This window comes from uncultured Bradyrhizobium sp., assembly GCF_936928535.1.
Lineage (GTDB): Bacteria > Pseudomonadota > Alphaproteobacteria > Rhizobiales > Xanthobacteraceae > Bradyrhizobium.
The window spans coordinates 1-24,452 of record NZ_CAKZHY010000069.1; the positions used below are offsets into that span (position 1 = coordinate 1).

At 59.8% G+C, this 24,452-nt stretch carries 20 protein-coding genes and 1 pseudogene; 14 read left to right on the forward strand and 7 right to left on the reverse strand.

What is annotated here, in order from left to right:
* Positions 1–150 precede the first annotated feature (150 nt).
* Together dapB and Q0687_RS10580 are read left to right on the forward strand one after the other, a co-directional pair.
* On the forward strand, positions 151–969 hold the full coding sequence (dapB, locus tag Q0687_RS10575) for a 4-hydroxy-tetrahydrodipicolinate reductase (RefSeq protein ID WP_298875699.1): 819 nt from the start codon (positions 151–153) through the stop codon (positions 967–969).
* A gap of 25 nt (positions 970–994) precedes the next feature.
* Entirely contained in the window at positions 995–1,618 is a 624-nt protein-coding gene (locus Q0687_RS10580) for a 2,3-bisphosphoglycerate-dependent phosphoglycerate mutase (RefSeq protein WP_298875702.1), read from the forward strand.
* Between the two features lie 140 nt (positions 1,619–1,758).
* Here Q0687_RS10580 and Q0687_RS10585 read toward each other — a convergent pair.
* Positions 1,759–2,654 (reverse strand): annotated as a pseudogene (locus tag Q0687_RS10585) (bifunctional helix-turn-helix domain-containing protein/methylated-DNA--[protein]-cysteine S-methyltransferase).
* Between the two features lie 55 nt (positions 2,655–2,709).
* Positions 2,710–3,243, reverse strand: coding sequence for a DUF2244 domain-containing protein (locus Q0687_RS10590; protein ID WP_298875705.1), 534 nt, complete (start codon positions 3,241–3,243; stop codon positions 2,710–2,712).
* A 22-nt stretch (positions 3,244–3,265) separates the two neighbouring features.
* On the opposite strand from Q0687_RS10590, the gene nth reads away from it, so the two are divergent.
* The 3 genes from nth to Q0687_RS10605 all read left to right on the forward strand — a co-directional run bounded on the left by nth (position 3,266) and on the right by Q0687_RS10605 (position 6,928).
* Entirely contained in the window at positions 3,266–4,033 is a 768-nt protein-coding gene (nth, locus tag Q0687_RS10595; RefSeq protein ID WP_298875707.1) for an endonuclease III, read from the forward strand.
* A gap of 146 nt (positions 4,034–4,179) precedes the next feature.
* Positions 4,180–5,313: an HlyD family secretion protein gene (locus tag Q0687_RS10600; RefSeq protein ID WP_298875709.1), complete on the forward strand. Its 1,134-nt coding sequence runs from the start codon at positions 4,180–4,182 to the stop codon at positions 5,311–5,313.
* Entirely contained in the window at positions 5,300–6,928 is a 1,629-nt protein-coding gene (locus tag Q0687_RS10605; RefSeq protein ID WP_298875712.1) for an MFS transporter, read from the forward strand. Before Q0687_RS10600 ends, Q0687_RS10605 begins: the two co-directional genes overlap by 14 nt.
* A 66-nt stretch (positions 6,929–6,994) precedes the next feature.
* On the opposite strand, the gene Q0687_RS10610 is transcribed toward Q0687_RS10605, so the two are convergent.
* The 4 genes from Q0687_RS10610 to Q0687_RS10625 all read right to left on the reverse strand — a co-directional run bounded on the left by Q0687_RS10610 (position 6,995) and on the right by Q0687_RS10625 (position 11,937).
* Positions 6,995–7,735 (reverse strand): sulfate transporter family protein, encoded by a 741-nt coding sequence (locus tag Q0687_RS10610; protein ID WP_298875715.1) that lies wholly within the window; start codon positions 7,733–7,735, stop codon positions 6,995–6,997.
* A gap of 74 nt (positions 7,736–7,809) precedes the next feature.
* Positions 7,810–8,979, reverse strand: a complete 1,170-nt coding sequence (locus Q0687_RS10615) for a hypothetical protein (protein ID WP_298875718.1) — start codon at positions 8,977–8,979, stop codon at positions 7,810–7,812.
* Between the two features lie 295 nt (positions 8,980–9,274).
* Positions 9,275–10,687: an MFS transporter gene (locus Q0687_RS10620; protein ID WP_298875721.1), complete on the reverse strand. Its 1,413-nt coding sequence runs from the start codon at positions 10,685–10,687 to the stop codon at positions 9,275–9,277.
* Between the two features lie 317 nt (positions 10,688–11,004).
* Positions 11,005–11,937 carry a LysR substrate-binding domain-containing protein gene (locus tag Q0687_RS10625; RefSeq protein WP_298875723.1) on the reverse strand — a complete coding sequence of 311 codons (933 nt, stop codon included), beginning with the start codon at positions 11,935–11,937 and terminating at the stop codon, positions 11,005–11,007.
* 104 nt (positions 11,938–12,041) lie between these two features.
* Between Q0687_RS10625 and Q0687_RS10630 the strand changes: the two genes are divergently transcribed.
* The gene (locus Q0687_RS10630) at positions 12,042–13,220 is read left to right on the forward strand and encodes a CoA transferase (protein WP_298875725.1); all 1,179 of its coding nucleotides are present in this window, start codon (positions 12,042–12,044) and stop codon (positions 13,218–13,220) included.
* Complete coding sequence (locus Q0687_RS10635; protein WP_298875726.1) at positions 13,217–14,164, forward strand: hydroxymethylglutaryl-CoA lyase; 948 nt, start codon at positions 13,217–13,219, stop codon at positions 14,162–14,164. Before Q0687_RS10630 ends, Q0687_RS10635 begins: the two co-directional genes overlap by 4 nt.
* A 312-nt stretch (positions 14,165–14,476) precedes the next feature.
* Here the strand turns inward: Q0687_RS10635 and Q0687_RS10640 are convergent, their stop codons facing one another.
* Entirely contained in the window at positions 14,477–16,384 is a 1,908-nt protein-coding gene (locus tag Q0687_RS10640; RefSeq protein ID WP_298875727.1) for a DUF4236 domain-containing protein, read from the reverse strand.
* Between the two features lie 1,745 nt (positions 16,385–18,129).
* Here Q0687_RS10640 and Q0687_RS35810 point away from each other — a divergent pair.
* The 7 genes from Q0687_RS35810 (at position 18,130) to Q0687_RS10670 (ending at position 24,391) form a co-directional block, all read left to right on the forward strand.
* Entirely contained in the window at positions 18,130–18,531 is a 402-nt protein-coding gene (locus Q0687_RS35810; RefSeq protein ID WP_363323942.1) for a hypothetical protein, read from the forward strand.
* 86 nt (positions 18,532–18,617) lie between these two features.
* Entirely contained in the window at positions 18,618–18,920 is a 303-nt protein-coding gene (gene hxsA2 / locus Q0687_RS10645; protein ID WP_298875728.1) for a His-Xaa-Ser repeat protein HxsA2, read from the forward strand.
* Complete coding sequence (locus tag Q0687_RS10650) at positions 18,901–19,245, forward strand: hypothetical protein (RefSeq protein ID WP_298875730.1); 345 nt, start codon at positions 18,901–18,903, stop codon at positions 19,243–19,245. The genes hxsA2 and Q0687_RS10650 overlap by 20 nt, the downstream gene beginning before the upstream one ends.
* Positions 19,246–19,259: 14 nt before the next feature.
* Positions 19,260–20,717, forward strand: a complete 1,458-nt coding sequence (hxsB, locus tag Q0687_RS10655; protein ID WP_298875732.1) for a His-Xaa-Ser system radical SAM maturase HxsB — start codon at positions 19,260–19,262, stop codon at positions 20,715–20,717.
* Complete coding sequence (hxsC, locus tag Q0687_RS10660; RefSeq protein WP_298875735.1) at positions 20,714–21,895, forward strand: His-Xaa-Ser system radical SAM maturase HxsC; 1,182 nt, start codon at positions 20,714–20,716, stop codon at positions 21,893–21,895. Before hxsB ends, hxsC begins: the two co-directional genes overlap by 4 nt.
* A gap of 607 nt (positions 21,896–22,502) precedes the next feature.
* On the forward strand, positions 22,503–23,699 hold the full coding sequence (locus tag Q0687_RS10665) for an ATP-binding protein (RefSeq protein ID WP_298875738.1): 1,197 nt from the start codon (positions 22,503–22,505) through the stop codon (positions 23,697–23,699).
* A gap of 263 nt (positions 23,700–23,962) precedes the next feature.
* Positions 23,963–24,391 carry a transposase gene (locus Q0687_RS10670; protein ID WP_298875741.1) on the forward strand — a complete coding sequence of 143 codons (429 nt, stop codon included), beginning with the start codon at positions 23,963–23,965 and terminating at the stop codon, positions 24,389–24,391.
* Positions 24,392–24,452: the final 61 nt, after the last annotated feature.

Below are 24,452 nucleotides of genomic sequence, written 5' to 3' on the forward strand. Positions count from 1 at the left end.
TGTCATTCCGGGGCGGCTCGCAGAGCCGAACCCGGAATCTCGAGATTCCGGGTTCGATGCTGCGCATCGTCCCGGAATGACAGCCTCTGATCCCCCTCGGTTGCCGGAACTGCATCCCGCCGCTACAACGGCCGTGAAGAGGATCACACCATGTCAGACATGCGCTTGATTGTTGCTGGAGCCGGTGGCCGGATGGGCCGCGCCCTGACGCGGGCGATCGCCGACAGCAAAGGCGCGGTGCTGGCAGGCGCGCTGGAGGCGCCGGGCTCGGAGTTGCTTGGCAAGGATGCCGGCGTGCTCGCCGGCCTGCCTGAAAACGGCATCAAACTGTCCGCCGACCTCTGGGCGATGTCGAAGGACGCCGACGGCATCCTGGATTTCACCGTGCCGGCCGCGACCATCGCCAATGTCGCGATCGCGGCCGAGCGCGGGCTCGTCCATGTCATAGGCACCACCGGGCTGTCGGCCTCGGACAACGCCGTGATCAAGAGCGTCACCAACCGCGCGGTGGTGGTGCAGTCGGGTAATATGAGCCTGGGCGTCAATCTGCTCGCCGCCGTGGTCAAGCGCGTCGCCAAGGCGCTCGATGAAAGCTTCGACATCGAGATCGTCGAATCCCATCACCGCATGAAGGTCGATGCGCCCTCCGGCACTGCGCTGATGCTGGGCCAGGCGGCAGCGGCGGGGCGCGGCATCCCGCTCGACGAGGCGCATTCGGAACGCGGCCGCGACGGCATCACCGGTGCGCGCAAGCCGGGCGCGATCGGCTTTGCCTCCTTGCGCGGCGGCACCGTCGCCGGCGAACACAGTGTCACCTTCCTCGGCCCGTTTGAGCGCCTGACGTTGTCGCATCTCGCCGAAGATCGCATGCTGTTCGCGCACGGCGCGCTGAAAGCGGCGCTGTGGGCGCATGGCAAGAAGCCGGGACATTACTCCATGGCCGACGTGCTCGGCCTCGCCGATATCTAGTCAAAGCAAGCAACGGAAACAGTCAATGAGCGAACGTCTTCTCGTGCTCGTGCGGCACGGCCAGAGCGAATGGAATCTGAAGAACCTGTTCACGGGCTGGAAGGATCCTGACCTCACCGAGCAGGGTGTCGCGGAAGCCAGGGAAGCCGGCCGCAAGCTGAAGGCGCAGGGCCTCGTGTTCGACGTCGCTTTCACCTCGGTGCTGACGCGCGCGCAGCACACGCTCGATCTGATTCTCGGCGAGCTCGACCAGAAGGGCTTGCCGACCTCGAGGGACCTCGCGCTGAACGAGCGCGACTATGGCGATCTCTCCGGCCTCAACAAGGACGACGCCCGCAAGAAGTGGGGCGAGGAGCAGGTGCATGTCTGGCGCCGCTCCTACGACGTGCCGCCGCCCGGCGGCGAAAGCCTCAAGGATACGCTGGCGCGCGCACTGCCCTATTACGTGCAGGAAATCCTGCCCGGCGTGCTCAACGGCAAGCGTACGCTCGTTGCCGCCCACGGCAACTCGTTGCGCGCTTTGATCATGGTGCTGGAAAAACTGTCGCCCGAAGGCATCCTGAAGCGTGAGCTCGCAACCGGCGTGCCGATCATCTACCGCTTGAATGCGGATTCGACGGTGGCCTCGAAGCTGGATCTGGCAGGTTAAGGACGGTCTCCTAGGGTGGGTTAGACGGCGGCTGTGCGAAGCGCAGTCGTCGGCGTAACCTACCACTTCTGCCACCGCGGAAACCAAAGAGGTGGGTTACGCCTGCGGCTAACCCACCCTACGCAGCAACGGTATATCGCCTACTGCATCCCCACCCGTCCGGCTTCCCAGCCAAGCATCGCCTGCTTGCGGGTGATGCCCCAGTGATAGCCGGTGAGCGTGCCGCTCTTGCCGAGCGCGCGGTGGCAGGGCACGACGAAGGACACCGGGTTCCTGCCGATCGCCGCACCGACGGCGCGTGAGGCCTTCGGATTGTCGATGTTGCAGGCGATGTCCGAATAGGACACCGCGCGGCCCATCGGAATTTTCAGCAGCGTCTCCCACACCCGCACCTCGAAATCGGTGCCGATCATCACCACGCGCAGCGGCTGGTCCGGCCGCCACAGTTTCGTGTCGAAGATGCGCGCCGCGAGCGGTGCGGTGCCTTCGTGGTCTTCGACATAGGTCGCGTTCGGCCAGCGCCGCGTCATGTCGGCGAGCGCGGCCTTCTCCTCGCCGTGATCGGCGAAGGCTAGACCCGAGAGGCCGCGATCGGTCGCGATCACGATGGCGGTGCCGAAGGGAGATGGATGGAAGCCGTAGCGCAGGGTCAGCCCGGCGCCGCCGTTCTTCCATTCGCCCGGCGACATCGCTTCGTGGGTGACGAAGAGATCGTGCAGCCGGCCCGGGCCCGACAGCCCGGAGTCGAGCGCCGCGTCGAGGATGCTCGCGGAGTCCCGCAACAGCCCCTTGGCATGGTCGAGGGTGAGCGCCTGCATGAAGGCCTTCGGCGTGATCGAGGCCCAGCGGCGGAACAGGTGGTGCAGCTCATCCGGCGTGACGCCGGCCGCATCCGCCATCGCTTCGATGGTCGGCTGCGCGCGCCAGTTCTCCGAGATGAACGCGATGGCCCGGCGCACGGAATCATAGTCGCGCAGCGCGGCGTTCTGGGGCCCGGCTTGGCCAGGCGCTGGTCATGTATGGCGAGTGTCATCATGACCGGAAATGTAGGCGCGGCGGGCCGGCGAAACCACCCGATTTCCGACGGCGCTTCAGGTGATCGGATTGTAGGTCGGGCCACGCTTGGCGGCGTTCAGGGCTTCAATCAAGCCTTTGTAAAAGCTTGCTTTTTCATCCGGCCCCAAGAAGCGGGCGATCTGGATGTGGTGGCCGCGCGAGATCAGATAGAGATGCTCGATGCCAAAGTCCTCGTCGACCTCCATGTCGATGCGGACCCAGAGCGGATTGAAGGTCCATTCGGCGACCTGGCCGCGATGGCTGATGCGTCGCACGCGCAATTCCGAGGTCGTGACGGTGATCTCTTCCCGCGCCCGCCCGGTGCGGAAATTGACCTTGAAGGCCCACCAGACCACGAGCACGTCGAGGCCGAAAAAGCCGAGCACCGGCCAGGCGCCCTTCATCAGGAAGACAATTCCGGTGACGAAGCTGACAACGCTCAGGAACAGCATCACGGCCAGGAAGCCGGTGCGGTTCAGCGAACGGTGCGGCGTCAGCAGCGCGGAGAAGATCTGCTGTTCGCGCGGATCTTCAGACGGCTTGCGCTCAATTTCGTTGCCTGTGCTCATCGTCCCTCAGTATATCCCGATCATGGCGAAAATCACCCGCAAGCCGGCCCCGCGCAAAGCGGCGGTGCCGAAGAAAAAGGCAAAGGCGGCCACCGCGACGCCGAAGTCCGCGAAGAAATCGGCGCCCGCCAAAAAAGCCCTCAAAGCGACAAAACCCTGGACGCCGGCGGAAGTTCGCGAGGTCTTCAGCCGTTTCCAACAAGCCAATCCCGAGCCGAGAGGCGAGCTCGAGCATGTCAACCCGTTCACGCTGCTGGTGGCCGTCGTGCTGTCGGCGCAGGCGACGGATGCCGGCGTCAACAAGGCGACACGCGCCTTGTTCGAGATCGCGGACACGCCGCAAAAGATGCTCGATCTCGGCGAAGAGCGTTTGCGCGACTACATCAAGACCATCGGCCTCTATCGCACCAAGGCCAGGAACGTGATCGCCTTGTCGGCCAAGCTGCTCAGCGAGTTCGGCGGCGAGGTGCCGCGCACGCGTGCTGAGATCGAATCGCTGCCGGGTGCGGGACGCAAGACCGCCAATGTCGTGCTCAACATGGCCTTCGGCGAGCACACCATGGCGGTCGACACGCATGTCTTCCGCGTCGGAAACCGGACCGGCCTCGCGCCCGGCAAGACGCCGCTCGAAGTGGAGCTCGGTCTCGAAAAGGTGATCCCAGCCGAGTTCATGCTGCACGCCCATCATTGGCTGATCCTGCACGGCCGCTATACTTGCCTCGCGCGCAAGCCGCGCTGCGAGGTCTGCCTGATCAACGATCTCTGCCGGTGGCCGGAGAAGACGGTGTGACGGTGGTGACCGTCATTCCGTGATGGTCCGAAGGACCGGACCTCAGGTGCGCAATTGCGCACCGGGGAATCTCGAGATTCCGGGTTCGATGCTTGCGCATCGCCCCGGAATGACGGAAACGCGGGCGCGCGGTTGAGGGACATAGCGTGAGTCAGCAGGAACAAGTTTCGCCACCGCCGTCCGCCACTCCGGTTCCGTCACCCAAGCCCACACAGCGTCCAGCGACCTCGCTCTGGAGCCGGCTCGCGATCCCGCTGTTCGCCGTGATCGTTGCGCTTGCCTTCGTTGCGCTGGCGACGTTGCGCTTCGACGAATGGGTCGGCAACGAAGTGGTTCAGACCACCAATGACGCCTATGTCCGCGCCGACCTGACCCGGCTTTCAAGCCGCGTCTCCGGCGAGGTGCTGACCGTCGCCGTGGACGACTTCCAGCGCGTCAAATCAGGCGATCTCCTGATCCAGATCGATCCAGCCGATTATGAAGCGCAAGTGGCGCAATCCGAGGCGGCGGTGGCGGCTGCGCAGGCCGTGCTCGACAATCTCGCCAACCAGATCGAGCTGCAATACGCGACCATCGCGCAGGCCGAGGCCGCGCGGTTGTCGGCGGAAGCCCTCGAGGTCGAAGCCAAGCAGGAACAGGAGCGCCAGCAATCGCTGTCACAGACCGAAGCCGGCACGCGGCAGCGGCTCGAGCAGGCGGTCGCGGGCCTTGCCAAGGCACAGGCCGATGTGCGCGCAAGCCGCGCCGTGATCGCCGCGCAGCAGCATCAGCTCGAAGTCCTGCAAGGTACCAAGAAGCAGCGCGCCGCCGATCTCGACGCCACCAAGGCGACGCTGGCAAGCGCCAGGCTCAAGCTCGGCTATACCAGGATCACGGCGCCGTTCGACGGCGTCGTCGGCGAGCGTCAGGTACAGCCGGGCGATTACGTCAATATCGGCACCAACCTCATCAACGTCGTGCCGCTGCCGAAGGTCTATGTGATCGCGAACTACAAGGAGACCCAGCTCACGCATGTGCAGCCCGGGCAGCCGGTCGAGATCACCGTCGACAGTTTTCGGCGCGAGAAGCTGCGCGGCACGGTCGAGCGTATCGCGCCCGCGACCGGTGCGCAGGTTGCGCTGCTGCCGCCTGACAATGCCACCGGTAATTTCACCAAGGTGGTGCAGCGCATTCCGGTTCGCATCCAGTTCGATGACAATCAACCGCTGCTGGCGCGCCTCGTGCCGGGCATGTCGGTCGTCACCAGGATCGACACCAGGGGCGCGAATGGCGGCAAGTGACGACGCCAGTCGTGGACCCGTCTCGCGCGGTGGTATCGCGCCTCAGCCGCTGTTTGCCGTGGCTGCGGTGCTGCTCGGCTCGTTTCTCACCAATGTCGACAGCCGCCTGACCACGGTCGGCCTGCCGGATTTGCGCGGTGCGTTCTCACTCTCATTCGACGAGGGTGCGTGGCTCTCGACCGCCGGCATCGGATCGCAGATATTGATTGCGCCCGCAGTGCCGTGGCTTGCGACTGTGTTCGGCCTGCGCCGCGTGCTCGGCATCCCGAGTCTGATCTATGCCGTGATCTCGCTGATCGTCCCCTTGGTGCACGATTATACGACGCTGATCGTGCTCAGCGTCGTGCATGGCCTCCTCCTCGGCACTTTCGTACCGGCAACGCTGATGATCGTGTTCCGCAATTTGCCGATGCGGTGGTGGCTTCCGGCGATCTCGCTCTACTCGATCCGCGTCGGCTTTGCTCTCGACACGTCGAGTTCGCTGGTTGGCTTCTATGTCGATCATCTCGGCTGGCAATGGGTCTATTGGCAGAGCGTGGTGATCGCGCCCCTGATGGGCCTGATGGTCTATCTGGGCACGCCGGGCGAGCCCGTGAACCGCGCTCTGCTGCGCGAGGCCGATTGGGGCGGCATGCTGCTGCTCGGCACGTCGGTTTCGATGATCTATGCCGGCCTCGACCAGGGCAATCGCTTGGACTGGCTCGGCTCCGGCACGGTGATGGCGTTGCTCGTTGGCGGCGCCGTGCTGTTTGCGGGCTTCCTGATCAACGAATCGCTGGTGCGCCAGCCCTGGGCCCATGTGGATGTGCTGTTCTCGCGGAACATCGGATTGGGCCTGCTCTTGATCCTGCTCTATACGCTGACCAGCCTCTCCAACTCGTCGCTGGTGCCAAACTTCCTCGGCAGTGTCGGCCTGCTCAGGCCCGAGCAAAGCGGCCTTTTGTTACTCACTTACGGCGCGCTCCCGATGTTCGTGCTGGTGCCGATCTCGATCTGGCTGCTGCGGCATTTCGATACGCGCATGGTTGTCACCGTAGGATTTGCCTGTTTCGCCGCAGCCAATCTCTGGGGTACCCAGCTGACCCACGATTGGGCGCGCGAGGATTTCATCGGCATCGTGCTGCTCCAGTCGATCGGACAGTCGCTGACCTTGCTCCCGCTGATCATCACGCTGCTGTCCAACTCCGATCCGAGCCGCGCCACCTCGTTCGCCGCTTATATCCAGATCATGCGGCTCGGCGGCGCCGAGATCGGCGTAGCATTGATGGGGACGTGGTTGCGCGTCCGCGAGCAGGTCCACTCATTCTACATCGGCCAGAACCTGGAAGTCGGCGACGTCAACGTCGTGCGCGCGCTGAAGCAGCTTGCGGATCATTTCGCCGCCCATGGTGCGGGCTCCGCGCAGGCGCGTGCGGTCGGTACGCTCGCAAGCTTCGTCGCGCGCGAGGCCAACGTGCTCGCCTATATCGACGGTTTCTGGCTCTGCTTCTGGCTGGCGATATCAGGGCTCGGCTTCATCGCCTTGATCACGCGGGCCCCGCCGGGCCCCTTCACGCCGGCGCCGTTCGGCTTTGCCAAGAAGGTGCTGCGCAAATGCGGCGTGACGGTGAGGTGAGGAGCGGATTTCGCGCCGCGGCCTCGGTCACCTCTCCCGCAAGCGGGAGAGGTGACGCGCCGTCTGTCACCGCATCTGCCGCGCGGGCTCGATCAGCTCGGGCCGCGGTCCTGAGAGCCGCTTGTGCATGTGGACCATGAAGGCCATGCCGAAGATCGGCGTCGCCAGGTTCACGACCGGGATCGAGACGAAGGCCGCGATGAAGAGACCCGCGGTGAAGATCGTCGCGGCGTTGTCGCGGCGCATCGCCTTCGCGTCCTCCGGCGAGCGGAAGCGCATCGCGGCGAGCTCGAAATATTCGCGCCCCAACAGCCAGGCGGCGGCGAGGAAGAAAATCAGGAAGCCGGCACCGGCCAGGAACACCAGCGGCAACGCGGCGACGTAGACCAGGATGGTGAGGAGCGCGGTCTTGATGCCTTCGAGCATCGCCCGATTGAACGGCAGGGCCGTGCCCGGCCGCTCGGCCGGATAATATTCGCGCTCGACGACGTCGGCGACGTCGTCGACGAAGAAGCTCGCGACCAGCGAGGTGATCGCGGGCATCAGGAACACGCTGCCGAACACGACGCCAAAACCGGCCGCAATGGAGATGATCCAAGCCAGCACCTCCAGCGATGAATGCCAGCTCGGCCCGAGCAGGCCTTCCAGCCAGACCTCGCCATAGGTCGCGAACCAGCTCAGCAGCCGCTGCAACCCGATCGCCAACACCACGATCAGCACCAGCGCCAGCCCGATCGATCGCCACAGGATCGAGCGCATCGGCGGCGACATCATTTGCGATAGCGCCTTTACGGCGGCATCCAGCATGGGAACCTCTCACGACAACCACCCGCGAGAGGTAGACATGCGGCAAAGGTTCGGCAAGGGAGGCTGACTGCGGCCTAACCGTCCGCCACGATGCTCGCCCAGCAGGCGATGGCGCTACAGACCGTGCTCCAGCGACCAAACCCCTTGTAGATCTGGGCGGCGACCTGCTCCTGCTGTTTCAGCGTGCCCTCGGCCTTGATCTGCGGGTCGGAGACGTTGCGGATCGCGAGCCAGCGCGGCGCCTTGGCGCCCATATCCTTGGCGACGAGGCCCAGCACGGCGTCGCCCATCTCGGAGACGTCGCCGAGGCCCTGGAGCTTGAAGTGATTGTCAGAGGTATCGAAGCCGAAGAAATCGGTGGTGACCACGGACGACGACAGCTCGCTCGGCTTGATCACGAAGATCCTCGGTGCGCGGGTGTTCGTCTTCGGCAGTTGCCCGGCATTGGCTTTGAACAGAGTTTTGGCCGCCACGAATTTCGTGGTCTTGGCGGCCTTGCTGGAGTAGTGCGCCTGCGCGAATGGTTGCTTCTTGAACTTCGACAGGCAGTCGAAACGTACGATCGGGCTGACGACGACATCGCCGACCTCGACCTGCTTGCCGATGCCGCCGGCCGTGCCCGTGGTGATCACCAGCGAGGGCTGCACCTCGGTGATGATCTGGCGCCAGACGTCGATGTTCGGCAGCTGCGGGCCGTCCTGCGACATGTGCGAATCGGACTTGAAGACCACCACCTTCTTCTTGCCGATCCTCGTCGTCCAGAAGGCGCCGAGCCGCTTCAGCTCCTTCGCCGGGCAGCCGTTGCGCATCTTCTTCGAGATGGTGGCGTAGTTATGCGTGTAGGGAACGTAGTCGTTATGCGAATCCTTGCCCGGCGTCAGCACGCGGCTGGTGGCGTGCCCTTCGTCGACGGTCCAGGTCACCACCAGCACGTCGGCGCGCGGCAACGGGCCCTTGCCGTTGCCCGGCTTCGGTCCGGTTTGCGGCGCGAGCCCCTTGGGCCAGGGAATGTCGGTGAAGCGCGACAGCCCGGTCGAGGTCGAGAAGGCCATGAACTCTCGGCCTTCGGGCCCTTCGGAATCGAAGTCGATGATCTCGCGCTGAAAGTCTTCCGGAGCGACCTTGGCGGTCTTTTTCACGGCGGCATCGGCGATGCGCTTGACCGTGAAGGTCTCGCGCGGTGGCGGTGTGGCGATCGGATCGAACCCGAGATTTTTCTGAACCCATTTGCGGTCAGCAGGCATGTGTCCGTCTCCGCCAATTGATTGTGACAAATGTCTTTCATTGGTCGGCCGGATCAGCCGACGGTTGCAATCTTAGATCGAAAATGTAGTCACGGAATGGTCCGGGCTATTGACCAATTCCATGACCATTTGAGATGTGCAGAGCAATTGTCTGCGAAACCAGAGCCGTTCTGGAAAATAGCTCAATAATCCAAACCAATGTGAGATCCAGATTACACTTATGGTTGAAAAGCAACCATCCGCCTTCCGACAACAATCGGAAGAAAAGGCGTCGGTGTAGACGGTGGGGCCGGAGTTACACCGTGTCCAGCGCCTTGCCGCGCACGTTGGGGCCGAACAGCGCCATGGTGATCACCACGATCAGCATCGCCACGGTGATCAGGCCGAACACACCGATGACACCGCCCTCCTTCAGCATGTAGGCGACGATGAAGCCCGAAAAGGTCGCGGAGAGGCGGCTCATGGAATAGACGAGGCCGGATGCCCGCGCCCGGATCCGGGTCGGAAACACCTCGCTCTGGTAGGCGTGATAGGCGTAGGACATCGTCGTGTTGCTGGCCGTCAGCAGCACGCCGCAGACGATCAGCAGCACGGGCGCGGTCAGTTGCGCGAACGCCATGCCGAACACGATGATGGCGATGCAGGCGCCTGATATGATCCAGCGGCGTTCGAACGTGTCGGCGAAGCTCGCGGCGAGCAGCGGCGCGATCGGATAGGCGAAGGCGACGATGAAGGAATATTGCAGGCTCTTGGTGACGGTAATGCCCTTCTCCACCAGCAGCGTCGGCACCCAATTGGCAAAGCCGTAGAAGCCGAAGGCCTGGCAGAGGTTGAACACCATGAACAGGACGACGAGCGAGAGATAAGGCGCCCGGAACAGATCGGCGAAGTTGACGGGTGCGACCGCTTGCGCGGCTGGTCGCGCGAGCGATGCTGCGGGGCTAGGTGCCGTGCCGCCTCTGGCTTCGAGCGTCGCGAGAATCCGCAGCGCTTCCTCGGTGCGGCCGTGGCGCGCGAGCCAAAGCGGGCTCTCGGGCAGGAACAGTCGCAGCACCCAGATGATCATGCTCGCGGCCGCACCAATCAGCACCACCCAGCGCCAGCCCTCGACGCCGTAGGGCGCGAGCGGCACCAGCCACCATGCCAGGAAGGCGACCACGGGCACGGCGACGAACATGATCGCCTGGTTCACCGCAAAGGCGCGTCCGCGCATCCGGCTCGGCACCAGCTCGGTGATGTAGGCATCGATGGTGATGACCTCGACGCCGATGCCGATGCCGGCAAGGAATCGCCAGAGCAAGAGGCCGCCCGAGGAGGTCTGGCAGGCCATGATGACCGATGCCGCGCTATAGAACAGCAGCGCCCAGGTAAAGATCGCGCGCCGGCCAAAACGGTCGGCGAGAAAACCGAGGAAGAAGGTGCCGACGAACAGGCCGGCAAAGGTCGCGGCGACGAAGGCGCCGATGCCGGAGAAGCCGAAGAAGGCTTGGGTCGTCGTGGAGAGCAATCCGCTGCGGCTGAGGCCCGGCGCGATGTAGCCGGTGAGGAACAGATCGTAGATCTCGAAACACCCGCCGAGCGAGAGCAGGATGACGAGCTTCCAGACATGGCCCGTCGCCGGCATCGCCTCGAGCCGCCGCGAGATCTCGTCCGGTCCTGAAGGCGCAGCGCCGAGCTCAAAGCCTGTGTCGATGCCGACAACGCTCATGATGTCCTCCCCGTGGCGCGCTTGAATCGCGCGCGGTTCCCGGCGGCTCATCTCTGAGATTTTTCGTGAACCTGCCGGACCGCGCCATGTTGGCGGGTCAGGGGTGGAAATCCAGAAGAACATATCGATGGGAGCGTTCGAGATTTTCGAAGGCGGGATTTTTCACCTCGCCCCGCCCGCGGGGAGAGGTCGACGCGCTCGCAGAGCGCGGCGGGTGAGGGGGTACAGGTCTCTCGACCGTCGAATGCCGGGAGAGAGGCCCCTCACCCTAACCCTCTCCCGTAAGAACGGGGAGAGAGAATAGCAGCACCATTCCCTCACCCCACCAGCTCCGCCTGCCAGTGCCCCTCGCGCACCCGCTCGGCGATCAGCGTCAGCATCAGCCGCCGCATCTCCTCCATCGCGTAGGTCATCGGGCGGTTGCGCAGGCGGCAGAGATAGAGCGTACGGGTTAATCTCGGATCGACCACCCGGCGCGCGACCAGGCGGCCGGCGGCGAGTTCCTCCCGCGCGAACAGCTTTGTCGCGATGGTGCAGCCGAGCCCCTCCACCAGCGCGCCGGTCATGCCGGTGATCGAGTTGGCGTGCAGGATGGCGCCTCCCTCTAGCCGCTTTAAGAGGACGGGATCATCCAGCAGCGCGCGCGAGGACAGGCCAAGGCCGTAGCGCAACAGGATCAGCGGTAGCCGGCTCAGCTCCTCGAATCGGACGGGGGTTTTGCTCTTGCCGACGAGTTTGGGAATACCGACCAGGAACATCTCTTCCTCGAGCACGGCTTCCGTGATCAGCTCCTTCTCCGACGGCGGGTTGTAGACCAGCGCGAGGTCGACATTGGACACCATCAGATGCATCAGCGTCGCGCCCGACAGGCTCTCGGTCAGCGACAGCTTGAGTTTTGGATATTTGGTCAGCACCGTGCGCATCAGCTCGACGCCGATCGCCTTGACGCCGGAATTGGCCATGCCGATCGAGATCTCGCCGGCGATGACGCGCGCGCCCTCGCGCACCTCGGTCTCGGCTTCCGCCATCGCGCGCAGGATGATGCGAGCGTGCTCGTAGAGCCGCTCGCCGGCTGCGGTTGGGTCCATGCCGCGCGACTTGCGCTCGAACAGCGGCGTTGCGAACTCGGCCTCCAGATTCGAGATATGATGGCTGAGCGCGGACTGCGCGACATTCACCTGGTCCGCCGCGCGCGACAGGTTCCGCTGCTCGTAGACAGCAATGAAATAGCGGAGCTGGCGCGAATCCATGGTGGTCCAGCGTTCTAGAACTGCGAAGGCAATCTTCGACAGATTATATTTTTAAGAAGGCTTGTGAAGACCTAGTCTTCGGCCGAACCGACAGGGAGTGACGCATGGCTGAGACCGGATTGCCGCTCGAAGGCGTGCGGGTCGTCGAGATGACCCACATGGTGATGGGCCCGACCTGCGGCATGATCCTCGCGCAGTTGGGCGCCGAAGTGATCAAGGTCGAGCCGCCCGCCGGCGACAAGACCCGCTCCCTCGGCGGCATGGGCACGGCGTTCTTTCCGCTGTTCAACCGCGGCAAGCGCAGCGTGGTGCTGGACTTCGAGATATCAGGGGATCGCGACATCATGCACCGGCTGCTGGAAACCGCCGATGTGTTCCTGGAGAATTTTCGCGACGGCTTGCTCGAGAAGCAGGGGCTCGGTGCCGAGGAGCTGCGGCGCCGGCATCCGCATCTGATCGTCGCCGGCCACAAGGGATTCCTGTCCGGCCCGTACGAGCATCGCCCCGCACTCGACGAAGTCGTTCAGATGATGTCGGGCCTCGCTGCCATGACCGGCACCAAGGAGAAGCCGCAGCGCGTCGGCTCCTCCGCCAACGACATCATGGGCGGCATGTTCGGCGTGATCGCGATTCTCGCGGCGCTCTATCAGAAGCGCGGCGGCAAGCGTGACGGCGCCGATATCAGGATCGGCCTGTTCGAGAATTGCCTGTTCCTGGTTGCGCAGCACATGGTGGAGTACGAGATGACCGGCAACAAGCCGCGCTCGATGCCGGAGCGCGAGCACGCCTGGCCGATCTACGACATTTTCGACGCCGCCGGCGACGGGCGCATCTTCATCGGCGTCGTGACCGAGGGCCACTGGCAGGCATTCTGCCGCGAATTCGGCCTGAGCGAGTTCCTCGACGACCCGGCCTTGCGCACCACCACCGACCGCATCCTGGCGCGGCCGCGGATCCTTCCGCGCGTCGCCGAGATCATCAGGCAGCAGAACGTAACGGAGCTGTCGCAGAAGCTCGACGCGCTCAACATCTGCTTCTCGCCGATCAACCGGCCCGAGGATCTCCTTGATGACCCGCATGTGCTGCGGCCCGGCGGGCTCGTCACCAACATCACCGCCGACGGCAAGCCGTTCCATGTGCCGACGCTGCCGCTCGAATGGAACGGCAGCCATTTTGGCGAAGGCCTGAAGGTCGCGCCGCTCGGTGCCGATACAGAAGCTGTTCGCGCCGAGATCGACAACAACGACGACGTCACGCCAAAAGCCGCTGGGAGGCGCACATGAGCCGGATCGAGACGATTTATCCCTCAGACCGTGTTGCCTTGCGTGAAGTCGGCCTGCGTGACGGTCTCCAGCTCGTGAAAAAGTTTCCGTCCACCGAAGCCAAGCAGCGCTGGGTGCGCGAGGAATATGCCGCGGGCGTCAGGCATTTCGAGGTCGGCTCGTTCCTGCCGGCCAAGACGTTTCCGCAATTCGCCGATGTTCGCGATGTCATCGGAACGGTGGCAAGCCTGGATGGGGCGCACGGCATTGCGCTCGCTCTGAACGAGCGCGGGGTCAACGACGCGCTGGAATCAGGTGTCGGCGAGATCGCTTCGGTGGTGTCGGCGACGGAAGAGCACAGCCAGGCCAATGCGCACCGCTCGCGCGAGTCCGCGATCGCCAACGTCAAGCGGCTCTGCGAGCTGCGCGACGCCAGCGCCCACAAGCCGCTGGTGAATGCCGCCATCTCGATGGCGCTGGGCTGCTCGATCACAGGCGCGGTCGACCCGAAGGAAGTGCTGCGCCTGGTCGACAAGTGCCTGGAGGCTGGCGTCGATTTTGTCGCGATCGCCGATACGGTTGGTTACGCCGGGCCGAAGCAGGTGGCCGACCTGACCCGCGCCGCGGTGAAGCTGTCGGGGTCGAAGCCGATCTGTATCCATCTTCACGACACCCGCGGCATGGGCATCGCCAATGCATCCGCTGCGCTCGATGAAGGTGCGCGCATCCTCGACGGCTCGCTCGGCGGTCTCGGCGGCTGCCCCTTCGCGCCCGGTGCGACCGGCAATGTCGTGTTCGAGGACCTCGTGTTCCTGTGCGAGAGCAAAGGATTTGCGACCGGCATCGATCTGGAAAAGCTGATCCCGGTGCGGAAGATTTTGCGCGAGCAGATGCCGAACGAGCAGCTCTATGGTGGCCTCGCGCGGGCCGGGTTGCCGGGCGGGAGCGCCGCGAAGGCGGCGTGAGATTCTTTTCCCTTCTCCCCTTGTGGGAGAAGGTGGCGCGAAGCGCCGGATGAGGGGTTGCTTCCGCGAACTCAACTGCGAAGGTGCGCGCTGAGAGAGACCCCTCACCCGTCTCGCCGCTTTGCGGCGAGCCACCCTCTCCCACAAGGGGAGGGGGTATAGTGATATCAGAAAAATAGGCCAGTTTTGACCTGACGACCACCTGTATGACAATTCAAATGTCCAGGAACAACGAAACAAAGCGTCTTATTTTCTCCGCATCGTTTGAGATGCTAAAGCGTCGGCGCGTTCACGGCTTCGAGCGCCTAAGCGTTACTGCAACAGCCCAGGATTCCTTTTAAGCCGCTCGATCTCTTCCGAGACCTTCTGGAATTGTGGAGGGGCAGAGAACGTAACTTTGATCTTGAATTCATGAGATCCATTGCGAAGAGCCTCAACATTCTTAGTCCATTGAAGATCCAACTCCTCGACGACAGATATGACAGAGAGTGTAATACCACGAAATGAGAACTGGAGTCTGCGGAGCGCCGAAGGCACATCAGCAGCGCATACAAGCAGTTCAAAGATCAGGAAACGTCGGCAATGACCGAAGATTGCATTCACCGTGCTCAGTATCTTGACTGCGTCACCCGAGACTCCGGGCTCGCCCAAGGAGACTATCAAGTCCTTCTCTATGCATGCAGTGAACTTCGCAACTGTGTCACTAAGTTCAGCTGTTTCATTCGCTACCCAGTCAACAAAATCTGAGCCGCCAAACCTTCTCTTGGGAGTAGACTTTAGCAATTCATCGAACTGGTCACATTCGGTTTTCAACGCTCGCAATTTTGACCTAAGCAATTCCTTTACAAGCAAGAATTCCCATAAGTGGCCGTGTTCTAACGCGAGCGTTCGGGCTTCCTTCGACTCCGTTTCATATGCCGCAATTACGCTAGAACTCCCTGGCGCTCTAATTGGTTCAAGACGTAAAGGTGGAGGTTTCGCGGAGGTCGGCAGAAGATCGGATTGAGCGGGAGCACCATTGCTACGCATTGCGATGATGGAGGTCACAAATTCCTCAGCGCCATCAGGGCCAGAGCAATTTATGCGACAGTCCAAGCCTCCGCCTGATTTCAAATCTATTTCTGGATAAAGGCAAATCGGCAGCTTGCGGTTGTTATTGAATCTCCGATCGGGACCACCGTCTTTGTTGACGTAGAGCCAGGAGCTGCCCACCACCTGAGCGTCACTAGGCGGTCTCTCATTTTCGATAAATCTTATCCGCCTACAAACAATCTCGAGATCATCATACTGGAGTGCCGCGACTGAATTTTTGGCAAAAACCAATATAGCGTCCGGGGTGAAATAGATTCCCTCCTTCGATAGTTGCAGCGACAAGAAATCGATGTTGCTTTTGACTAATGGAGGACGACCTGAAGTCAGCGAAATGCGCGTTCTTTCGACGGAAGTTGATGCACCAGCATTTCGCTTCCAATCTGGTTGCGATCTCTCTAGTGGAATTTGCCAGATATACCTACAACGCGCCATTGTATTGAATGCTCTTGCTAATCGGTTAAACGGTTCGAGCTCCTTGTCCGACAGATCGTACTGAAGCGATAAGATGAGAGACTGACGGCTATAGAATGCCGTCGCTATCCAAATAATGGATGCCCCCAAAATCATTAGGAATACGCCATTCGGTGACGTATTTCCTGCAGCATTTGCTGTAGCAGTAATGGCGACAGCAAATGCAATCGCCAGAATAGTAAGCAAAACCTTCCGAGACTGCCATCTGCTGCGGTTTGCGTTTAGTGCCTGGGCAATTTCCATTGTGGAATTTGCGACCAATTGCTCAATTGGCGCACTCTCAATAGTCGCAGCATTTTGGTCCGATGTGACTGGATTATCTGTGCCCTGCCAGTCGTCCTCTTCCGTAGGATGTTCATGCCCTGATGAGTAGGGTTGATAACTAGTCCAGGAGATGCCCGAACCTGGAATGCCAACGGTCGTGCGGGCTCCTTTCGAACCAACCGTATAGTGAAGACCTCGCGGACCGAATGAAACGCTGGCACCGCTCTTACTTAGGTTGAGACGAAGCCCTGGAGCAATTCTGAAGGTTCTGCGAAACCTAAAAAAACCCATGCGGAGCTCGTTGAAGTGGGAGGTAGGCTGTAATGATATCACAAAACTCGGCCAGTCTTGACCAAGGTCATCGATATTCTTAGGCCAAAAGTGATCGCGCATCTTTTCTCAAGTTCACACTAAGGGGAATAGCTCCGATTCCATCGAATTTGATCGAGCGGTATGTATTCGAAGAAATTATCGCGCAGTTGATCTCCTTTCCAAGATGTTCAGCCTTGTTTAGCGGAAGAGCCTGCAGACGCCGTCGACAACATGGCGAATACTTGGATATGCTGTTACCTGCCAGTACGGGTGGAGCTTTGCGTTGCTATGACCAGGCGGCGGGTACAGATAGAGAAGAATTTGTATTTCGAGTATGAGGTTAGCCCTCACCGAGCGATACTGGCTCGGTTATCGAGCATTTCAGCAAGCGATGAAAACAAATCGGCTGCCGTGACGGAGCAGTCGAATGGAGCATTTCGACTCCCGGCTGGTCAATTGCCACCTCGAAAGAGCTCCGTTAGTGCAATGCACATCCCGTTCAAGCAGATGCGTTCGGAAGGAACGTTCAATCCCTTGAAGCCACCGCTCCATGTCGAGACTGTGCTGATTGGACGAGCGCTAGGCCAACAGACTGGTTATCTCGACGGTGTGGGCTTTCGAATGCGAGATGATGGCTACGTCGAAGGTGAGTTCCTGCACGGAGTAGAAAAATTCGATTCATTCGAAGATTTCGCCAAAGCAGTTCGTGACCGAGGCCAAATGTAGCCGAGAGGCAATAGGCAGGACGTCCGCCTGTGCTAGAGTATGGATGATAATTTGGGAGGACTGGGTATGAAGAAGCCGAGCCTAATTTCTGCTTTTGCAGTGGCGCTTGGGATCGCCGCATTGTCTTCGTCTGCTTTGGCTCAAGGAAAGACTGTGAAGGCTTGCACGGATGAGTGGCGAGCCGATAAGGCAGGTTTTCAAGCTAAGGGCATTACCGAGAAGGCCTATGTAGCGACTTGCCGGTCTGGGGCCGCTTCGAGCCCGACCGTTGCCCCACCTCCCACGACTACTGCCGCGCCAGCCCCGAGTCCGGCCGGCCCCGGCGCGAAGACCGCGAAGGCCTGCATTGGAGAATGGCGAGCTGATAAGGCCGGTTTCCAGGCAAAGGGCATCACGGAAAAGGCTTATGTAGAAGCATGCCGTGCCGGAACGGTTGCTACACCGAGCGCCATCCCTGCCCCAACGACTACAACTGCCGCTCCAGCTCCTACGACTATCGCACCAGCTCCAGCCCCGACCGGGCCCGGCGTAAAGACCGTCAAGGCCTGCATTGAAGAGTGGCGAGCTGATAAGGTCGGCTTCCAAGCAAAGGGCGTCACGGAAAAGGCATACGTAGCAGCGTGTCGCGCCGGAACGGTAGCAGCGCCTTCGGTCGCTCCGCCCCCCGCGCCCACGACAACTGCCGCCCCACCTCCGCCAGCTCGGTCTCCTGCGCCAACCGCATCAAAGCCGGCCGAACCGCCGTACGGAACTACGCAAAGGGGACCGTCCACCGGATCTCCGTCCGGAGCTAGCCAATACGCGACAGAAGCTCAGGCAAAGGCTTCTTGTCTTGGGGACACTGTTGTTTGGGTGAACCTGCGATCCAAGATCTACCATTTCGCTGGCACTCATAACTATGGAAACACCAAGGACGGCGCATACATGTGTGAACGAGATACGGCTGCTCAAGGAATGCGCGCTGCAAAGAACGAAGAGCATCCATGAATCCAGCGGGGCAACACGCGTAGCGCGGTGTTGCCCCTCTCTTTTAGAGATCGGACGTTGGCGTGGTTCCGAGAAACAAGCCCTCACCTTCGCTCGATCCATCCCGGCTCTTAATGCAAGTTCTCGACCTCGTGACCTCGTCCTACGCCGAGCCGATTTTGGATGCTCCCTGTGGGTTCGGGAGAAACGCGCTGGCACTGGCCTTCCGTGGATACGACGTGATTGCGGTCGATAACGACGTTGCCCGTCTCAAGTCGCTTGAAGCATCCAATGCACTGCAAGCAACGCAATCAGGAAGGATCACTACGGTAAGGGCCAAAACTACCTTGAATTGCCAAAGCCAGGGGAAATTCCTCAAGCATTCGAAGATTTTGACGTGCTCCTCTGCAAAGAAAGACCGGTTGGGCCTCCTTTTGGGAGAAGGGTTGTGGTCCAGGCGCTTGCGCAAAAACGGGTGCGAAGACCCGATATTTAAGATCGGGGACAAATTCGCTGCTGCGAAACATTCGCTTTGATCGAAAGTTGGTATCGTTGATACTTGCAACCGCTGGCAAATGATGCTTCTTGTTAGACCACTAACATTTCAGCTGGGGGTCGTGCGATGTCCATCACTTCAAAGAAGATTCTTTCCCTTGGAACGGCGATCGCATCTTTGACCGGTACTCAAGTGCTGAGCACCGCAGCGCAGGCAGCCGCTGCGCCAACGGACGTAAATGCCAACACGGTCGGCACTGAGAACTCCGTTCCCCAACTGGAACCGAATGCGCACTACCGAGTGGGCGATGATCTGCTTGGCTTCGTGATGACTCAGCAGCCGGACGGAACGCTAGTTGCTCAGCATTCGTCGCATGCTTCCCACGCTTCCCACGCTTCTCACGCGTCTCATGCCTCAAGCCGCTACTGAGAAGCACGATCTACGAATTTCGATTGCTGTAGACTTTGATGCAGGTGTTCAGACATTGGATGCCTTGCAAGCGGCGGCATATCGTCTGATCGGAATTGCAACGTGCCGAATCGAGAAAATCGACGGTCGATTTATTTGCTATCTTGATGCTGAAGGTCGGCTTCCGCGACCTGCAGAAGAAGCGGAGAAATTGAGAACGCGATTTATTGATCTCGTTACGGACGAGAACTTAAGGGCTCGTCTGGCAGAAAAAACTAGCGGCGTTCGAAATGTACTGCTTGCGCTTGCATTTGGATCGTTGGCCGCCGACCAGGCTAACAAGTAATCCTTTGGCTTAGAATGGCCCGTTTTGTTGCTGCCAAAGCGTTCGGCTCGCCGAGTGGCGAACTCACGCTCTTGCCCTTCAACTTTGAGCGCACAGGAAACGCGCAGTTCTTAGTATCGAATATGGTGGGCGATTTCATCCGATTGACCGAGGATGAAATCAACAAGGTCATTGACCTTAAGCTTAATCCCGGAGACGGGTTATACGAAAAAGCCTATGCCGCTCACCTGATAACTGGCACCCAACAAAAGGCTCAGCAGCAGCTTCTCGCCCTGCGTCTTCGCAGTCGCATGTCATTCTTGCGGGAAATGACACCGCTTCACATGTTCGTCGTGACGTTGCGTTGCGAACATTCCTGCCCGTATTGTCAAGTTTCACGCCAAAGCACGGATCGCTCGCGCTTCGACATGAGTGAAGCGACGGCCCAGCGGGCGCTTGATATTGCCTTCGAGAGCAAGTCGTCCCGAATAAAGATTGAGTTCCAAGGGGGCGAGCCTCTTCTAAACTTTGACTTGATCCAGAAAATTGTTCACGCGGCCAAAGCGAAGTCAGCAACGACCGGCAAGAAGGCAGATTTTGTAATCGCGACGAATCTCGCGCTGCTCAATGATGAGATCTTGCGATACTGCAAGGACAACGAAGTCCTTCTATCAACGTCTCTCGACGGACCTCCAGATCTACACAACAAAAATCGCCCAAGACCTGGGGGCAATAGTTACGAATTGGCTGTCAATGGCATCCGCCGAGCGCAACAGGTCCTCGGGCGAGACCGGGTCGGCGCATTAATGACGACCACGGAATCAAGCCTCGATCGCGTCGACCAGATAATCGAAGAATACCTGAAATTGGGACTGGACGGGATCTTTCTTCGTCCGCTCTCGCCCTTCGGTTTTGCCGTTAAGACCAAGCAGTATCACCGCTACGATACGAAGCGGTGGCTTCGCTTCTTCGAGCGGGGTCTTCGACGCATTCTGGAGCTAAACCACCAAGGCACACCATTCCGCGAATTCTACTCCGCGCTGGTCGTTACCAGGATGCTGACTGACAAGCCAATTGGCTACGTTGATTTGCGAAGTCCAGCCGGAGCGGGAATTGGAGCTCTTGTCTACAACTATGATGGCTACGTCTATGCGTCTGATGAGGGGCGCATGTTAGCGGAGACGGGTGATAACGCCTTCAGACTTGGCCATGTTAACACTCACGACTACAGCTCGCTCGTCCTGTCCGACACTTTGATCGACACTATTTCAGCATCCCTAACCCAATGTGCCCCTGAGTGTTCCGACTGTGTGTTTGAGAGTCACTGCGGTGCAAACCCTGTGCATCACCACGCGACGCAGGGTGACATAGTAGGCATCAAGCCTCTCTCGGATTTCTGCGAGCGGCAGAAGGGCACCATGCGTCTGCTGCTGGATATGCTGGAGAACTCACCAAGGGACGCAGCGATCCTGCGCAGCTGGGCCAGCATATGATCCTTCCTTTGTATGGCACCGCCGTTCTCAATCACGGATTTGGGGCGGAATCTCCCCGGGTTGTTGCTCGCCTAAGATCCCTCGGAACGAATGAGCCTTCTGACGGGCATGATTTTTACGTAGTCAGATCGGACACCGAATTGGTTCGATCAATCGAAGAAAAGCGCAGCTCGATTTTTGTAATCAACGATGACGTAAGCCTTGCGGGCTCCGCCGTGAGCGCGTTTGATCGTGTCTTGTCCGTATCGGCCAAGTTTGAATATCTCCGGAGCGGAGACGTCGTTGGCGTTCACGTCCCGACTGGAAGATTTCGGACTCTTTTCCGGAGCAACTCCCGCCACAACTCTTTCCTGGTGACAGAGCGCTGTAACAACTACTGCCTAATGTGTTCGCAACCCCCAAAAGACGTGGACGACCGTTGGATCCTGGACGAGATAAGGGAAAGTTTGCCACTTCTGCCGAAAAGTACGCCCACCCTTACTTTTACGGGAGGAGAGCCGCTCTCTGACTGGGCTAGGTTTATCGATATCTTGGCCGATTGCCGTGATCTGCATCCAGACACTGCGATCCAGGTCCTTACAAATGGTCGCGCATTTGCAAGCTCCGAAATCGTGGATGCGTGGAAGGCCGTCAATCATCCAAGCCTTATCGCAGCAATCCCGGTGTATGCTTCCGTTGATTACATTCACGATTACGTGGTCCAAGCCAAAGGCGCCTTCGATGAAACGATACTGGGTATCCTGAAGCTTAAGGATAGGGGACAACGAGTAGAGGTGCGTGTGGTTTTACACGCACACACGGCGCCGACTATTGCTGAAACAAGCCGGTGGATTTCTCGCAATCTCCCATTTGTCGACCATGTGGCGCTCATGGGAATGGAAAACACGGGCTTCGCCATAGCCAATGAAAACTCCCTCTGGATTGATCCCATGGATTACCGAGAGAGTCTTTCTGAAGGCGTTCGCACTTTGGCGGACACCGGCATCAATGTTTCAATCTATAATCTTCCACGATGCGTGCTTGACGCTTCTATCTGGCCGTACGCGGTCCAGTCGATTTCGGATTGGAAAAACGGTTATGTTGAAGAATGTAGGAGATGCATTGAGAAGTCCAAGTGCAGCGGCTTATTCACCTCTGGCCGTCCGCGCCAAAGCCGTGGTATTCGGGCCATTCAATGAAATGCTGCCGAGATTTTGGCTGAGCTTTCTCGCTCCGTATTTTGCAATTTTAGTAGTTATCCCAGTTGCTAACGCCACAACGGTCTGTAGGTCCGATGAAGGTATCATCAATTGTAGCTCACCAACTGTGTCCTCCGCTGAGCTATCCAATCGTATGCGTAGATCTGCCAAACTGTTTGAGACAAACCTGTGCCGCGTGAAAGAACTATCTTCGTCCAATGATACGTGGGCTGCCGATCAAACCGATGAGATCGCGATCTATATACGGTATAGCTGCGATTACTCACAAAGCGAAACCAGCTCGTCGAACTCTCAACAAAATACAAGACTGAGATATGACGCCACAGCTAAGTATGAGTTTTTGTGTGCTCCTCGGCAATACAAGATGTTCGAAAGCGGGTTTGACCTTTATAGCAACGGCGCGCGAATGCATTGGGACAGTCAAGGATCGTCACGGCCAATTCCGTGGCACAAAGTGACTAGCGAAGAGAGGGATCGCCGATTAGTGCCGCTGTTTCATATTTGGTGTGAATAATCGATTGCGAGGAATCAGCTGGTGGCGAGTGGCCGACCCTCTCTAGTGGCTCACGTTCGGGAGAGCTAAACGATGGCATTGCTCCACATTCCACTCAACCAAATTGAAGAACAAGATATCATTGATCTCGTCGCAGCCAGGGCGCCGGAAACGAACATCATTGAGTACAAACGGGAGACCTACGGCAACGCCTTGCGGGACGACCTTGAGTTTCTGGCGGATGTATCGTCATTGGCGAACACCTCCGGCGGCGACCTCATTATTGGAATCGCCGCTACGCAAGGTATCCCTGGCGCACCTGTGCCATTAACGGGCGACGTCGACGCCGAGATTAATCGTCTCGAAAGCAGAGCCCGTGCCGGACTTCAACCGCGCATCTCCCTAGAATCTAGAGCAGTCTCGCTTCAAGGCGGGCACATCCTCGTTCTTCGAGTTGGCCGGAGTTATAATCCACCTCACCGTATCATCCGCGAGAATAGCAATCGATTCTGGGCACGATCTACAGCCGGTAAGTATGAACCGAACGTCGACCAACTGCGCGAACTGTTTACACTTGCCCCTCGAATTGCTGATCGGACGAGAGATTTCAGAGCGAGCCGGCTTGTTCGCCTCGCTTCATCTGATGCGCCGGTCACACTCATGCACAACGACATACTCGTCTTGCATGTTGTACCCTTTTCAGCATTTGACCGAGACACTCCGCTGCCGATGGCCGCACTTGAGCAGGATTACACGTCCTTTCATCCAATTGGATCAAGACAGTCACAGGCGCTTAAAATCAACTTCGATGGCTTTCTTACGATGTCGAATGGAAATCGCGCTGCGAATGTTGAGCGCGCGTATGTTCAACTGTTCCGAGGCGGAATTGTCGAGGCTGTTGATGGCCTGTATGTGCGGGCCAGCGGCCAACCGTTGATACCTGTTGTTGAGGTCGAACGAAGCATCACCGGACATGCCATGCGTTTGATGCGAAACCTAACAGCAATCGGTATCGAAGGGCCGTACGCTGTCCTTGCAAGTTTTCTTACAGCGGAGCGCGCCCGCTTCAACTTTGCCCATCCGGGCGATGTTGCGTGGTACGATCGAATGGGGTCCTACACCGACCGCCCCCAGTACGCCTTTAGCGAAGTGATTTTCGATGCTGCCCCCGCGGACATTCAAGTCTGCGCGCAAAGGATGAGGCCGCTTCTGAACCAACTCGCTCAGTCTGGCGGTCTGCCCGAGTCGGTGAGCTTCCGAAACGACGGGACTTTCATTATTGGACGATGAGACCCCATCAACTTTACTTCTGGACCGGTGGTTTCAACGCGTGTAACCGAAGCAGCGCGGAGTCCGCGTCGGGTCACAATCGGGCTCCCGCTGTTTGCGTCACCCAGGTCCGCGTACGGTCCTAAAGGGGGCGCCCCGTTGGAGATAGACCCGAAGTCGGTCTGTCGCCACTCGCGACAAGTTTGTAAGCGCTAAGCCGGCACCCTCGGTTCGACGTTAGATTAGATGTGCGAAGAAGCCTCCGGGTTGAACGGAGGTTTGGGATGGGATTGGACGGCAAAAAGGACGCCCATTTGGACAGCTCATCAGTTGGGTCAGGAGCAGTCAGCCGGCTTGAGGTGCTTGAGGGACCGTCCGGCCGTCGCGTGCGTTCTGAGGCCGAGCGGGCTCGGATCGTCGCCGAAAGTCTGCTGCCCGGCGCTCAGGTGGCGGAGGTGGCGCGCAAGCACGGGGCGACGCGCTGGCAAATTTACGATTGGCGACGACGCTTCCGACAGCGCGGCGAATTGCCGTCGAGCGAGGCACCGCAGCCGCCGTTCGCGCCGCTGGTCGTGGAGGGGCCGTTTGAGGAGCGTCACGTTCCGGCGGTCAAGCTCGAGATTGCGATTGGCGACGTCGTCGTGCGGACGGACGCGGCGATAGATGGGGAGCGGCTATCTCGAGTGATCCGCGCGGTGCGGGCGTCACGATGATTGTCCCCGGCGCCGAGCTGAAGATTTACATCGCGACGCGGCCCGTCGACTTCCGCTGTGG